The organism is Streptomyces sp. NPDC042638, from assembly GCF_040647235.1.
GTDB lineage: Bacteria > Actinomycetota > Actinomycetes > Streptomycetales > Streptomycetaceae > Streptomyces > Streptomyces rameus.
The window spans coordinates 132,441-145,879 of record NZ_JBEZBT010000003.1 but is presented as its reverse complement, the minus strand read 5'-3'; the positions used below and the strand labels follow the sequence as shown (position 1 = coordinate 145,879).

The window sequence follows — 13,439 nt, the reverse complement described above, 5'->3', positions numbered from 1 at the left end:
CCCCAGGGAGACCTCGCCATGCCCGAAGTCATACCGCCGATCGCCCGAAAGACGGCTTTTGCCCTGACCGCGTCGCTGGCCCTGCTCACCACCGCCTGTACCGGTCAGTCCGGCTCCGCCGCCTCGGACGACCCGTCGAAGGACACGACGATCAACTTCTGGCACGCCTGGAGCGCGCCGAACGAGGTGAAGGCGGTCACGTCGCTGGTCGCCGGCTTCGAGCGGGCACACCCCAACATCCACGTGAACGTCGTCGGCAACATGACCGACGACAAGGTCAACCAGGCGCTGCGGACCGGCGGCGACAAGGCCCCGGACGTGATCTCGTCCTTCACCACCAACAACGTGGGCAGGTTCTGCTCCTCGGGCGCGCTGGTGGACCTGAACCCCTTCTTCGAGAAGTCCGGCATCGACCCGGGGACGACGTTCCCGAAGCCGATGAACGAGTACACCCAGTTCGACGGGAACCGCTGCGCGGTGCCGCTGCTGGGCGACGCGTACGGCCTCTACTACAACAAGACGGCCTTCGCCGAAGCCGGTATCACGCACCCGCCCAGGACCTGGTCCGAGTTCGAGGCGGACGCCAGGAAGCTGACCGTCCCCCGGGGCGACGGCTACCGGCAGCTCGGCTTCATGCCCGACTACCACGGCTGGGAGTCCACGACCGAGCACTACTTCGGGCAGTTCTCGCCCACCTACTTCGACAAGGACGGCAAGTCCAACCTCGCCAAGGACCCCGCGTTCGAGAAGGGCTTCACCCTCCAGAAGAAGCTCGTCGACGAACTCGGCGGATTCCGGAAGCTGGAGAGGTTCCGGGCCACGCTCGGCGACGAGTGGGGCCCCCGGCACCCCTTCCACACCGGCCAGGTCGCCATGCAGCTCGACGGCGAGTGGCGGCTGGGGATGGCCGAGGAGGCCAAGCCGAAGTTCGAGATCGGGGTGGCCCCGCTGCCCGTCCCGGACGACCAGGCCGACCAGTACGGCAAGGGCTACATCACCGGCACCATCGCGGGCATCGCCGCCACCAGCCACAAGCAGAACGCGGCCTGGGAACTGGTGAAGTACATGACGACCGACACGGACGCGGTGGTCGGCTTCGCCAACGGCATCCACAACGTGCCCTCCACGTTCGCCGCGCTGAAGTCGCCCAGACTCAAGTACGACCCGCGCTTCAAGACCTTCCTCGACATCGCCGCCAACCCGCACTCCACCACCACGCCCGCCTCCGTCAACGGCGGTGTGTACCTGGTGACGATCCAGCAGTTCGGCTACGACTACGAGAGCGGCAAGGCCACCGACCTCAGGGCCGGACTGAAGAAGACGGCCGCGCAGATCGACACGGACATCGCGCAGGCCCGGTGATGAGCACCGTCACCCTCGCGTCGAAACGCCGGCGCTCGGCTCTGCGCACGCTCGCCTTCATGTCGCCGTGGCTCATCGGCTTCGCGGTCTTCTTCGCCTACCCGCTGATCTCCACGGTCTACTTCTCCTTCATGCACTACGACGGCTTCAGGCCGCCGACGTGGAGCGGCGGGAAGAACTGGGCCTACGTCTTCCGGCACTACCCGCTGTTCTGGCCCGCGCTGCGCAACACGCTGTGGCTGGTCCTGGTCACGGTGAGCCTCCGGGTGGTCTTCGGGCTCGGCGTCGGCCTGCTCATCACCAGGATCAGGACAGCCGCCGGCGTCTTCCGGACCCTGTTCTACCTGCCGTACCTGGCCCCGCCGGTCGCGGCGACCATGGCCTTCGCGTTCCTGCTCAACCCCGGGACGGGACCGGTCAATTCGATCCTGGAAAAGACCGGCGTACCCGCCCCCGGCTGGTTCAACGACCCCGCCTGGTCCAAGCCGGCCCTGACCCTGCTGGCCCTGTGGGGCATCGGGGACCTGATGGTCATCTTCATGGCCGCCCTGCTCGACGTGCCGAAGGAGCAGTACGAGGCGGCGGAACTGGACGGTGCCTCGGCGTGGCAGCGGTTCCGGTTCGTGACCCTGCCGAACATCTCCCCCATCGTGATGTTCGCGGTCGTCACCGGCGTGATCCAGGCCATGCAGTACTACACCCAGCCGCTGATCGCCGGGAAGGTCGCCTCCGGAGTCATCCAGGGCGCGGGCACCCAGTTCGAGCCCGGCTACCCGGACAAGTCCACGCTCACCCTCCCCCAGCTCGTCTACAACCTCGGCTTCCAGCGCTTCGACTACGGCTCGGCCTGCGTGGTGGCGCTGGTGCTGTTCGCCCTGTCGACGGCGTTCACCGCGCTGCTGATGCGGCGCCGGGGCGGCCTGATCCAGGCAGGTGACTGATCATGACCCAAGTACTGGACCGACCCGTGCGGCCGGCCCTGCCGGTGCGGGGGGCGGAGCGCACCGCCCGCCGCCGGGCACTGCTGGAGTGGATCGCGGTCCACTCGCTCGGCGTCGCCGCCGCGCTGTTCTTCACGCTCCCCTTCGTGTTCGTGTTCCTGACCTCCCTGATGACCGACAGCCAGGCCCTGAGCCGGGACCTGATCCCGCACACCTGGGAGTGGGGCAACTACCGGAAGGTCTTCGCCACACCCGGCTTCCTGACCTGGTGGAAGAACACACTGATCTACGCCGGCCTCGGCACCGTGCTGTCCGTGGTGTCGTCCGTCCCGGTGGCGTACGCGCTCGCCAAGTTCCGCTTCCGGGGCCGCGATCTGTCACTCATGCTGGTGATCTCGATGATGATGCTGCCCCCGCAGGTGGTCGTCATCCCGATGTACCTGTTCTGGGCGAAGCAGCTGGACCTGTCGGGCACCCTGTGGCCGCTGATCGTCCCGATGGCGTTCGGGGACGCGTTCTCCATCTTCCTGCTGCGCCAGTTCCTGATGACGATCCCGAACGAGTACGTCGACGCGGCGAAGATGGACGGCTGCGGCGACCTGCGGACGCTGCTGCGGGTGGTCGTGCCGATGGCGAAGCCGGGCATCGCGGCCGTGGCCCTCTTCCAGTTCTTCTACGCCTGGAACGACTACTTCGGCCCGCAGATCTACGCGTCCGAGAACCCCGGAGCCTGGACCCTCAGTTACGGCCTGGAGTCGTTCAAGGGCGCCCACCACACCGACTGGAACCTCACCATGGCCGCGACCGTCCTGGTCATGGCCCCCGTGATCCTCGTGTTCTTCTTCGCCCAGAAGGCGTTCGTCGAAGGCGTCACCCTCACCGGAGTAAAGGGTTGATCTGGCTATGAAACTCACCGTGGTCGGCGGAGGCTCGACCTACACGCCCGAACTCGTCGACGGCTTCGCCCGGCTCAGGGACACCCTGCCCGTCGAGGAACTGGTCCTGGTGGACCCGGCGGCCGAACGCCTGGAACTGGTCGGCGGCCTGGCCCGCCGGATCTTCGCCAAGCAGGGCCACCCGGGCCGGATCGTCACCACCGCCGACCTCGACGCGGGTGTCGACGGCGCCGACGCCGTCCTGCTCCAGCTGCGCGTCGGCGGGCAGGCGGCCCGCGAGCAGGACGAGACCTGGCCGCTGGAGTGCGGCTGCATCGGCCAGGAGACCACCGGCGCGGGCGGCCTGGCCAAGGCGCTGCGCACGGTCCCGGTCGTCCTCGACATCGCCGACCGGGTCCGCCGTGCCAGCCCGCGCGCGTGGATCATCGACTTCACCAACCCGGTCGGTATCGTCACCCGCGCCCTGCTCCAGGCCGGGCACCGGGCGGTCGGCCTGTGCAACGTGGCGATCGGCTTCCAGCGGACGTTCGCGGGCCTGCTCGGCACGGCCCCGGCGGATGTGCATCTGGGCCATGTGGGCCTGAACCACCTCACCTGGGAAACCGATGTGCGTCTGGGCGGCCCGGAAGGCGAGAACGTCCTGCCCAAGCTCCTGGCCGAGCACGGCGAGGCCATCGCAGCCGACCTCCGCCTCCCCCGCCCCCTGCTGGACCGCCTGGGGGTGATCCCCTCCTACTACCTGCGCTACTACTACGCCCACGACGAGGTCGTCCGCGAACTGGGCACCAAGCCGTCCCGGGCCGCCGAAGTGGCCGCCATGGAGCGGGAGCTGCTGGCGATGTACGGCGACCCGGCCCTGGACGAGAAGCCGGCCCTGCTCGCCAAGCGCGGCGGCGCCTACTACTCGGAGGCCGCCGTCGACCTGGCCGCGGCGCTGCTCGGCGGAGGCGGCAGCCCGTACCAGGTCGTGAACACGCTCAACCGGGGCACGCTGCCCTTCCTGCCGGACGACGCGGTGATCGAGGTCCAGGCGGCCGTCGGCTCGCAGGGACCGGTCCCGCTGCCGGTCCCCGAGCCGGACCCCCTCTTCGCGGGGCTGATGGCGAACGTGACGGCGTACGAGGACCTGGCCCTGGAGGCGGCCCTGCGCGGCGGCCGGGAGCGCGTCTTCCGCGCGCTGCTCTCGCACCCCCTGATCGGCCAGTACGCGTACGCCGACGCCCTCACCGACCGACTCGTCGCACACAACCGGGAGCACCTGGCGTGGGCCTGACCGCAGCACCGCCGACGGTTCTCGCCATCGACGCCGGCAACAGCAAGACCGACGTGGCCGTGGTCACCGCCGCCGGCGAGGTCCTGGCCACGGCCCGCGGCGGTGGCTTCCGGCCGCCCGCGGTGGGTGTGCCGGCGGCGCTGGACGCGCTGGCCGAACCGGTCGCGCGCGCCTTCGCGGACGCGGGCGTGCCGTCCGTCTCCCATGTGTCGGCCTGCCTGGCCAACGCCGATCTCCCGGTGGAGGAGGAGCGGCTGGCGACGGCCCTGCACGCGCGCGCGTGGGGGACGTCGGTGGAGGTCCGCAACGACACCTTCGCGATCCTGCGCGCGGGCGTCTCGGAGCCGCGCGGAGTGGCGGTGGTGTGCGGGGCGGGCATCAACTGCGTGGGCATGCGCCCCGACGGCCGTACCGCCCGGTTCCCGGCCATCGGCCGGATCTCCGGTGACTGGGGCGGCGGCTGGGGCCTGGCCGAGGAGGCCCTGTGGCACGCGGCCCGCGCGGAGGACGGGCGCGGCGAGCCGACCGCCCTCGTGCGCACCCTCCCGGCGTACTTCGGCCTGCCGACCATGTACGCGCTCATCGAGGCCCTGCACCTGGAGCGGATCGACCACGGCCGCCGGCACGAACTGGCCCCGGTCCTCTTCGCCACGGCGGCGGACGGTGACCCGGTGGCCCGCGCGCTCGTCACCCGGCTCGCGGAGGAGATCACCGTGATGGCCACGGTCGCCCTGACCCGCCTGGACCTCCTCGGCGAGGAGACCCCGGTGCTGCTGGGCGGCGGGGTCCTCACGGCCGGCCACACCCAGCTGAACGACACCGTCCGCGACCTCCTGGCCGGCCGCGCCCCCAAGGCCGCCCCGCGCGTCGTCACGGCGAGCCCGGTGCTGGGCGCGGCCCTGCTGGGCCTGGACCGGCTCGGGGCGGGGCCGAAGGCCCGGGAGCGGGCGCGAGGGCACTGGGAGACGGGCCGGCCCGAGTCGTCACCGGAGGGCAGCCGGGCAACAATGTGATCCGGGGGACGGACCCGTCCTCGGGAGGCGCCATGAGCACATCGGCCGAGCCAAGGGTGTCGGGCATCGAGGTCCGGTCCATCGACTACGTCCCGCTGGACGAGCGGCACGGCAGGCTCTGGCACCTGGGCCCGCTGTGGTTCATGTCCAACGCCCAGATCGCCACCCTCGCGGTGGGGCTGGTCAGCATCACCGAGGGCGGGAACCTCGTCTGGTCGCTGCTGGCCATCGTCTCCGGCGTGGTGATCGGCACGTTCTTCATGGCGTTCCACTCGGCCCAGGGCCCCCAGCTCGGCCTGCCGCAGATGATCCAGTCGCGGCCGCAGTTCGGCTACGTCGGTGCCCTGCTGGTGTGGCTCTTCGCCTATGTGCAGTACGCGGGGTTCAACGTCTTCAACACCAGCCTCGCCGGCGAGGCCCTGCACACCACCCTGCACGGCGGCGTCAGGCTGTGGGTGGTGGTGGTCACCGTCGTCGCGCTGGCCGTCGCGCTGGTCGGCTACGACGTCATCCACAAGGCCGAGCGGCTGCTGACGTACGCCTTTCTGGTGATCTTCGGGGTCTTCACCGTGGGCGTCCTGGTCACCCTGCACTACCCGGCGGGCTCCTTCGACCTGGGCGCCTTCAAGTGGACGCCGTTCCTCGCCCAGTTCGGTGTGGTCGCGGGCTACCAGATCAGCTGGGCCATCTACGTCTCGGACTACTCCCGCTACCTCCCGCCGGACGTGACCGTCCGCAAGACCTTCTACTGGACCTACTTCGGTTCGGCCCTGGGCGGGATCTGGCTGATGGTGCTCGGGACGCTGCTGGCCGCCTGGGCCGGCAAGGGCTTCGACACGATCCCGTCGATCAACACCGCGGGCGACAAGGTGTTCAGCGGGTTCGGCGCGATCGTGCTGCTGTTCTCGGCGCTGGGCCTGGTGTCGGTGACCGCGCTGAACATGTACGGCGGGTCGCTCACCCTCATCAGCGCCATCGACTCCTTCAGACGGGTCCGGCCGACGCTCGCCGTGCGGCTGGTCACCATCGCGTTCACCGCCGCGCTCTCCCTCGTCGGCGCGCTGGCCGCGACATCGCACTTCCTGGAGAACTTCCAGAACTTCCTGCTGCTGGTGCTCTACCTGTTCATCCCGTGGACCGCGGTGAACCTCATGGACTACTACGTGGTGCGCCGCGGGCACTACGCCATCGCCGAGATCTTCAACCCGCACGGCATCTACGGGCGCTGGGGCCGGCACGGCATCATCGCGTACCTCGTCGGTTTCGCCGTCATGATCCCCTTCTTCTCCGTCGGGACCCTGTACGTCGGGCCGGCCGCCAAGGCGCTCGGCGGAGCCGACATCTCCCTGTTCGTCGGGCTGCCGGTCTCCGCGCTGCTGTACTGGTGGCTGACCCGGTCGATCGACGTGGCGGCCGAGACCCGTCTGGCCGAGGCGGAGGCGGCGGAACTGGAAGAGGCCGCCCACGCGCACCGGGAGCCCTGAGCGCCGGGACCGGGCGTCCCCGGGGAACCGAACAAACGCGCCCGGCGTATTCATGAGCAGCGCACGCTGCGATCCGATCAAGATCCAGCGAAGGCCGGTGCGGATTGTCGGTGCGGGCGGCGATACTTGGCGGCGAACGGATGACCATGGGGGAGGTCGAGTGACACACCCGCCGAAGAACAGCGCGCCGCCGCCGACCGGACTCGCCGGGTCCGCCGGCCTCCCGGGCGCCCCCGGCACGCCCGGCGTTCCCGCCCAGCACGGGCGGCCCGGGGCCGTCGTCGCGGCTGTGCCGCCCGCGCGCCGGAGCGCCTTCGCCGAGGGTGCCGAGCGGGTGCGGGCCGCCGCGACGACCGAGCCGGGGCGGCTGCGGATCATCGGTGCCGTGCTGGCCGTGGTGGTCGTCGCGTTCGGGGCGGTCACCGCCTGGCAGACCAGCGCGCGCTCGGCCGCCGCCGACGACGTGCTGCACCGCAGTCAGCCGCTCAGCTCCGGGGCGGCCGACATCTACCGGTCACTGGCCGACGCCAACACCGCCGCCTCCAGCGGATTCCTGGCGGGCGGCCAGGAGAACGCCGGCTCCCGCGACCGGTACGAGAAGGACATACGGACCGCCGCCGCCGGGCTCGTCACCGCCGCCGCCAACGCCGACCCCGGCTCGTCCTCCGAGGCGACCATCGCCCGGCTGAACCGGCTGCTGCCCGAGTACAAGGGCCTCATCGAGCGGGCCCGGACGTACAACCGGCAGGGCTACCCGGTGGGCGGCGCCTATCTGCGCTACGCCAACGAGAAGATGCAGAAGGAGATGCTCCCGGCGGCGGAGACCCTCCACACCACGGAGAACCGCCGGCTGGACGCCGACTACGGGCACGCGCGGCCGTACCCGTGGGCGGCGATCGCGCTCGGTCTGCTCGCCCTGGCCGCGCTCGGCCTGGCCCAGCACCGGATGTACCGGCGCACCAACCGCGTCCTCAACCACGGCCTGGTCGCCGCCTCCGCCGCGACGGCCGTCGCCCTGCTGTGGCTGGTCGTGGGACACGCGGTCGCCCGGTCCGGGCTCGACGGCTCTTACGACCACGGCATCCGCTCCCTCAACGTGCTGCACGACGCCCGGATCGCCTCCCTGAAGGCCCGGGGGAACGAGAACCTGAGCCTGGTGGCGCGCGGCGCGGAGACCATCACGGTCGGCGGCACGGCGTACGACGCCTACTACTACGACTTCGACAAGGACATGACCGTGCTCGGCACGCGGCTGTCCGAGGCCGCGAAGCTCGCCGACGACCAGGGCGGCACCACACCGGTCACGGCGGCCGAGGGGAACATGGCGGTGTGGAAGCAGCGCCACGCCTCGGCCCGCGCCGAGGACGAGAACGGCAACTACCAGCAGGCCCTGGACAAGGTGATCGGCGCGAAGGGTGCGACCGGCGAGTGCTTCGACAGCGTCGACCGCAACCTCGCCGGGGCCATCGGCCATGAGCAGGCCGAGTTCCGGCGGGCGGCCACGGACGGCCGGAACGCCATGACCGGGCTGCCGCTGGGCGCCGCCGTCCTCGCGGTGCTGGGCGCGGCCGGCGCCGTCGCCGGCATCGGACGCAGACTTTCGGAGTACCGGTGACAGGGGGCAAGGCGATGTACGTGAGCCGTGCGCGGACCTCCCTGCGGGGCTGGGGCGGGGTCGCCGCCATGGCGGTGCTGTGCGCGCTGGCGCTCGCCTTCGCGCTGCTGCTGCCGTGCACCCAGCGGACGCCGGACGCCCCGCGGTGGGCCGGGCAGAGGGCCGCCGCCGGCACCCAGGCCCGCGCCGACGGGTGCGAGGACGCCGAGGCGCACCGGCAGACGCCCGCGCCGTCCGGCGCCGACGGGCCGACGATCGACGCCATCAAGGCCCGTACGGGCGCCAAGCGCAAGCTGGTCGTGGGCGTCGACCAGAACAGCTACCACTGGGGCTACCGCAACCCGAACACCGAGGGCGCCCAACTGGAGGGCTTCGACATCGACCTGGCGCACCGGATCGCGGAGGACATCCTCGGTGATCCGGACGCGGTGCAGTTCAAGGCGATCCCGACCAGCCGGCGCATACCCGCGATCCAGGACGGACGCGTCGACATGGTCGTACGGACGATGACGATCACCTGTGAACGGCTGCGGCAGGTCGCCTTCTCCGCGCCCTACTTCAAGACCGGCCAGCAGGTCCTCGCCCCCAAGTCGTCGTCGGTGACCGGCTACAACGGCTCGCTGGCGCACAAGAGGGTGTGCACGGCGGCCGGTTCGACCGCGTACGCCAAGCTGGACGCCGACCGCAAGGCCGGCCGGCTGCCCGCCTCCACGGACATCTCCACCACCGTCCCGAACCAGCTGGACTGCTTGGTCCGGCTGCAACTCGGCGAGGTGGACGCCGTGGTGACCGACGGCGCGCTCGCCGCGAGCCAGGCCGCCCAGGACCCGACCGTCGAACTGAAGGGCGAGGCGTTCACGGAGGAGTACTACGGCGTGGCGATGAAGAAGGACGCCACCGATCTGGTACGCCGGGTCAACCGCGTCCTGGTGGACTATTCGGCGCACGGCTGGCAGGCGTCGTACGACAGGTGGCTGTCGGCGACACTGGGGACGGACGCGTCCGCGTCGAAGCCGCCCGTGCCGCAGTACCTGCGCGGCAGTTGAGCCACACCCGACCGGAACACACAGCAAGCGAGAGGTGATCGATGGGCGTCACGGACCCCGCCGGGCCGGTGATGGACCGGGACGAGGTGGACCGTGCGCTGGCGCGGCTCGGCCAGGAGCACGAGGCGATCGAGACCTCGCTGCTGGCCCTGCAGGACCACGCGGGCCGCAGACTCCTCGAAGGGGCCGAGCTGACCGGCGTCACCAAGGAGCGCTGGCAGACCGCGGAGAGCCGGATCACCCTGCTGTGGTCGTACTTCGACGCGTACACGGCCGCCCTGCGCTCCGCCCGGGAGATCCGCGCCCGGCGCCGCTGGTCCAGCCGCGAGGACCTGGCGGAGCTGACCGGGCTGCTGCGCGGCGAGTCCGTGACCCTCACCGGCAGCGCGAGCGGCAGGCTCAGCGAGTCGTTCACGCTGTCCGCGCTGGTGGACCGGATGAACGAGCTGTACGCGACGAGCCTGGACGTGATCGTCGCCGCCGACGCGGTGTGGTCGGCGCTGCCCGCGCGGATCGATTTACTCGCCGCGGAACTCAAGCGCACCCGAGGGCTCGCGCACTCCGTCGGCGTGCGTCCGGGCGAGCACCCGGCCGGGGACGACCTGGAGCGGATCACCCGCACGCTGACCCGGCTGCGTGAGGACGTCGTCACCGACCCGCTCGCCTTCTGGGTGCCGGCCGAGGGCAGTTCGGCGCCCGGCGGCGGACGCCCGGACACGACGGTGTACGACCGTGAGGCGCGCGCCCTGGAGGACGTGCGCCGGGAGATCGACGCGGTGCTGACGGTGCGCCAGGACGCGGAGGCGCGGCTGATCCGGCTGCGGGACGTCCTCTCGCGCGCGGACCGCACCCTCGCCGAGGCCCGCATCGCGCGCGGCGAGGTGCTGGCGAAGATCGCCGCCACCGAGGTGCCGGTGGTGAGCGGGCCGCCGACCGCGTTGCAGGAGCAGCTGGCGACCGCCGCGGAGTACCGCAGGCAGGCCCAGTGGCACCGGCTCTCCCCGCTGCTGGAGTCCCTGGAGCGGAAGGCGGAGGACGAACTGCTGCGGGCGCGCGAGTCGTTGACCGCGGTCACCGCGCCGCTCGCGGTCCGGGCCGAGCTGCGCGGCCGGCTCGACGCCTACAAGGCGAAGACCGCCCGGCACGGCCTGGCCGAGGACCCGCTGCTCGTCGAGCGGTACGACGCGGCCCGCCGCATGCTGTGGAGCGCGCCCTGCGACCTGCGCGTGGCCGAACAGGCCGTGCTGCGCTACCAGCGGGCGGCGGCGGAAGCGCTCGGCAGCGCGAGCGCGCCGCAGGACCGTAAGGGGGACCAGTCATGAGTCAGCCGGGACAGACCTGCCAGCGGCCGGGCTGCGGGGGCGCGTACGAGGACGTCGGCGGCGGCGAGCTGTACTGCGACACGTGCGGTCTCGCGCCGGTCGTCTCCGCTGGGGGTCCCCCCTCTGGGGGAGGGATGGTCGGCTCGCCCCCGACGGGCGTCACCAAGGGCTCGGCGAGCGCCGGTGGTTCCCGCAGCTCCCGCAGCTCCCGTACGTCCTCGCAGTCGTCGAGGTCACGCCGCTCGGTGTCCGGCCGGCTCTCCCGGTCGGTGTCGGGCAAGTCCACCGGCCGCTCGGTGTCGGTGCGCAGCTCGGGGTCCTCGTCCGGCGCCTCCACGCGCGGGCGCCTTGGCGTCGGGCTGGTCTCGGTGCCGCAGGTACCGCGCCCCGACCCGCGCGCGATGGTGCTGGAGAACCCGGAGGTGCCCGAGCGCAAGCGGTTCTGCTCGCGGTCGGACTGCGGCGCTCCGGTCGGCCGGGCCCGGGGCGACCGGCCGGGCCGCACGGAGGGTTTCTGCACCAAGTGCGGGCACCCGTACTCCTTCGTGCCCAAGCTGAGGGCCGGGGACATCGTGCACGGCCAGTACGAGGTCGCCGGGTGCCTCGCGCACGGCGGCCTGGGATGGGTCTACCTCGCCGTGGACCGGGCCGTCTCCGACCGGTGGGTGGTGCTCAAGGGCCTGCTGGACACCGGCGACCAGGACGCGATGGCCGCGGCGATCTCCGAGCGGCGCTTCCTCGCGGAGATCGAGCACGCCAACATCGTGCGGATCTACAACTTCGTGGAGCACCTGGACCAGCGCACCGGCTCCCTCGACGGCTACATCGTCATGGAGTACGTCGGCGGCAAGTCCCTGAAGGAGATCGCCAACGCCCGCCGGGCCCCGGACGGCCGGCGCGACCCGCTGCCGGTGGAACAGGCCTGCGCGTACGGCATCGAGGCCCTGGAGGCGCTCGGCCATCTGCACAGCCGGAACCTGCTGTACTGCGACTTCAAGGTCGACAACGCCATCCAGACCGAGGACCAGCTCAAGCTGATCGACATGGGCGCGGTCCGCAGGATGGACGACGACGAGTCGGCGATCTACGGCACGGTCGGCTACCAGGCGCCGGAGGTCGCCGACACCGGCCCGTCGGTGGCCAGCGACCTCTACACGGTGGGCCGCACCCTTGCGGTGCTCACCTTCGACTTCCAGGGCTACACCACCGTCTACGCCGACTCCCTGCCCGACCCCGACACCATCGAGGTCTTCCGCCGCTACGAGTCCTTCTACCGGCTGCTGGTGCGCGCCACCGACCCCGACCCGGTCCGCCGGTTCGCCTCCGCGCAGGAGATGGCCGAGCAGCTGACGGGGGTGCTGCGGGAGGTCGTCTCCCTGCAGACCGGCCGGGCCCGGCCCGCGCTGTCGACGCTGTTCGGGCCTGAGGTGAAGGTCACGGACACGGAACTGTTCCCGCTCCCGGACGGCGAGGTGTCCCGGCTGGGGGCACGGCCGGCGCGCCGGGGCGGGCGGCCCCCCGCCCCGGCCCCCGTCCCGCCGGCCCTGGTCAAGTCCGTCGACACGCCCGTCGCGGCGCTCGCCCTGCCGGTGCCGCTGGTCGACCCGGCCGACCCCAACGCCGGTTTCCTCGCGGGCCTGATGACCTCGGCGCCGGCCGAGCTGATGAGCGCGCTGGCCGCGGCGCCCGCGCAGACGGTGGAGACGCGGCTGCGGCAGATCCGCGCCCGGCTGGAGAGCGGCGACCACCAGGGCGCGCTGACGAGTCTGGCCACGCTGGACGGGGAACGGCCCGACGACTGGCGGGTGGTCTGGTACCGGGGCGTGGCCGCCCTGGTCACCGGCGACTTCGAGGGCGCCGCACTCGCCTTCGACGCGATCTACGACGCCTTTCCCGGTGAGGCCGCGCCCAAGCTGGCGCTCGGCCTGTGCGCGGAGGTGCTGGGCCAGCTGGACAACGCGGCCGAGTACTACCGCCTGGTGTGGACGACCGATCCGAGCTTCGTGAGCGCCGCCTTCGGGCTGGCCCGGGTGCGGCTCGCGGCCGGGGACCGCGGCGGCGCGGTGGAGACGCTGGAGTCGGTGCCGGAGTCCTCCATCCACTACACGGCCGCCCGGGTCGCCGCCGTCCGGGCCCGCATCGGACGGCGCACGGCGGGCCCGGGTGACGTACCGTTCCTGGACGACCTGACGGCCGCCGCCGGTCAGGTCGAGGCACTCCAGGCCTACGGCCTGGACCCGGCCCGACGCGAACAGCTGTCGGCGGAGGTGCTCGGCTGTGCGCTGGACTGGATACTCTCCGGGGGTCAGGGCGCCGGGTCCACCGCCGGAGGCCGGGTGCTGCTGGGCAGCGGTCTGGACGAGCGGGGTCTGCGCTTCGGCCTGGAGCGCGCCTACCGCACGCTGGCCCGGCTGGCGCCCGGCGGCGAAGAGAGGATCGAGCTGGTGGAACGGGCCAACCGTTACCGCCCCCGGACGTGGGTGTAAG

At 71.8% G+C, this 13,439-nt stretch carries 10 protein-coding genes; all 10 read left to right on the top strand.

Translation table 11 applies throughout. The features are described from left to right. Nucleotides 1-18: 18 nt before the first annotated feature. The 10 genes from AB0B40_RS03790 (at nt 19) to AB0B40_RS03745 (ending at nt 13,438) form a co-directional block, all read left to right on the top strand. Nucleotides 19-1,362 carry an ABC transporter substrate-binding protein gene (locus AB0B40_RS03790; protein WP_345047691.1) on the top strand — a complete coding sequence of 448 codons (1,344 nt, stop codon included), beginning with the start codon at nt 19-21 and terminating at the stop codon, nt 1,360-1,362. After that, nucleotides 1,362-2,303 (top strand): sugar ABC transporter permease, encoded by a 942-nt coding sequence (locus AB0B40_RS03785; RefSeq protein ID WP_345047690.1) that lies wholly within the window; start codon nt 1,362-1,364, stop codon nt 2,301-2,303. The genes AB0B40_RS03790 and AB0B40_RS03785 overlap by 1 nt, the downstream gene beginning before the upstream one ends. 2 nt (nt 2,304-2,305) lie before the next feature. Continuing rightward, a complete protein-coding gene (locus tag AB0B40_RS03780) occupies nt 2,306-3,199 on the top strand; it encodes a carbohydrate ABC transporter permease (protein ID WP_362262614.1) in 894 nt (297 codons plus the stop codon). A 7-nt stretch (nt 3,200-3,206) separates the two neighbouring features. Then, the gene (locus tag AB0B40_RS03775) at nt 3,207-4,472 is read left to right on the top strand and encodes a 6-phospho-beta-glucosidase (RefSeq protein WP_345047688.1); all 1,266 of its coding nucleotides are present in this window, start codon (nt 3,207-3,209) and stop codon (nt 4,470-4,472) included. Then, on the top strand, nt 4,463-5,485 hold the full coding sequence (locus AB0B40_RS03770) for a BadF/BadG/BcrA/BcrD ATPase family protein (protein WP_345047686.1): 1,023 nt from the start codon (nt 4,463-4,465) through the stop codon (nt 5,483-5,485). Before AB0B40_RS03775 ends, AB0B40_RS03770 begins: the two co-directional genes overlap by 10 nt. Before the next feature lie 32 nt (nt 5,486-5,517). Next, complete coding sequence (locus tag AB0B40_RS03765; protein WP_345047684.1) at nt 5,518-6,969, top strand: cytosine permease; 1,452 nt, start codon at nt 5,518-5,520, stop codon at nt 6,967-6,969. A 289-nt stretch (nt 6,970-7,258) separates the two neighbouring features. Beyond that, complete coding sequence (locus tag AB0B40_RS03760) at nt 7,259-8,584, top strand: hypothetical protein (RefSeq protein WP_362262791.1); 1,326 nt, start codon at nt 7,259-7,261, stop codon at nt 8,582-8,584. Nucleotides 8,585-8,598: 14 nt separating this feature from the next. Then, nucleotides 8,599-9,630, top strand: a complete 1,032-nt coding sequence (locus tag AB0B40_RS03755) for a glutamate ABC transporter substrate-binding protein (RefSeq protein ID WP_345047725.1) — start codon at nt 8,599-8,601, stop codon at nt 9,628-9,630. 41 nt (nt 9,631-9,671) lie between these two features. Next, nucleotides 9,672-10,952: a hypothetical protein gene (locus AB0B40_RS03750; RefSeq protein ID WP_345047683.1), complete on the top strand. Its 1,281-nt coding sequence runs from the start codon at nt 9,672-9,674 to the stop codon at nt 10,950-10,952. After that, on the top strand, nt 10,949-13,438 hold the full coding sequence (locus AB0B40_RS03745) for a tetratricopeptide repeat protein (RefSeq protein ID WP_345047681.1): 2,490 nt from the start codon (nt 10,949-10,951) through the stop codon (nt 13,436-13,438). The genes AB0B40_RS03750 and AB0B40_RS03745 overlap by 4 nt, the downstream gene beginning before the upstream one ends. The last annotated feature ends 1 nt before the right edge of the window (nt 13,439 follow it).

What these genes read in the sequence shown, in the direction of transcription:
- AB0B40_RS03790 (WP_345047691.1), top strand. Translation starts at nt 19, where the DNA reads ATGCCCGAAGTCATACCGCCGATCGCCCGAAAGACGGCTTTTGCCCTG.
- AB0B40_RS03785 (WP_345047690.1), top strand. Translation starts at nt 1,362, where the DNA reads ATGAGCACCGTCACCCTCGCGTCGAAACGCCGGCGCTCGGCTCTGCGC.
- AB0B40_RS03780 (WP_362262614.1), top strand. Translation starts at nt 2,306, where the DNA reads ATGACCCAAGTACTGGACCGACCCGTGCGGCCGGCCCTGCCGGTGCGG.
- AB0B40_RS03775 (WP_345047688.1), top strand. Translation starts at nt 3,207, where the DNA reads ATGAAACTCACCGTGGTCGGCGGAGGCTCGACCTACACGCCCGAACTC.
- AB0B40_RS03765 (WP_345047684.1), top strand. Translation starts at nt 5,518, where the DNA reads ATGAGCACATCGGCCGAGCCAAGGGTGTCGGGCATCGAGGTCCGGTCC.
- AB0B40_RS03755 (WP_345047725.1), top strand. Translation starts at nt 8,599, where the DNA reads ATGTACGTGAGCCGTGCGCGGACCTCCCTGCGGGGCTGGGGCGGGGTC.
- AB0B40_RS03750 (WP_345047683.1), top strand. Translation starts at nt 9,672, where the DNA reads ATGGGCGTCACGGACCCCGCCGGGCCGGTGATGGACCGGGACGAGGTG.
- AB0B40_RS03745 (WP_345047681.1), top strand. Translation starts at nt 10,949, where the DNA reads ATGAGTCAGCCGGGACAGACCTGCCAGCGGCCGGGCTGCGGGGGCGCG.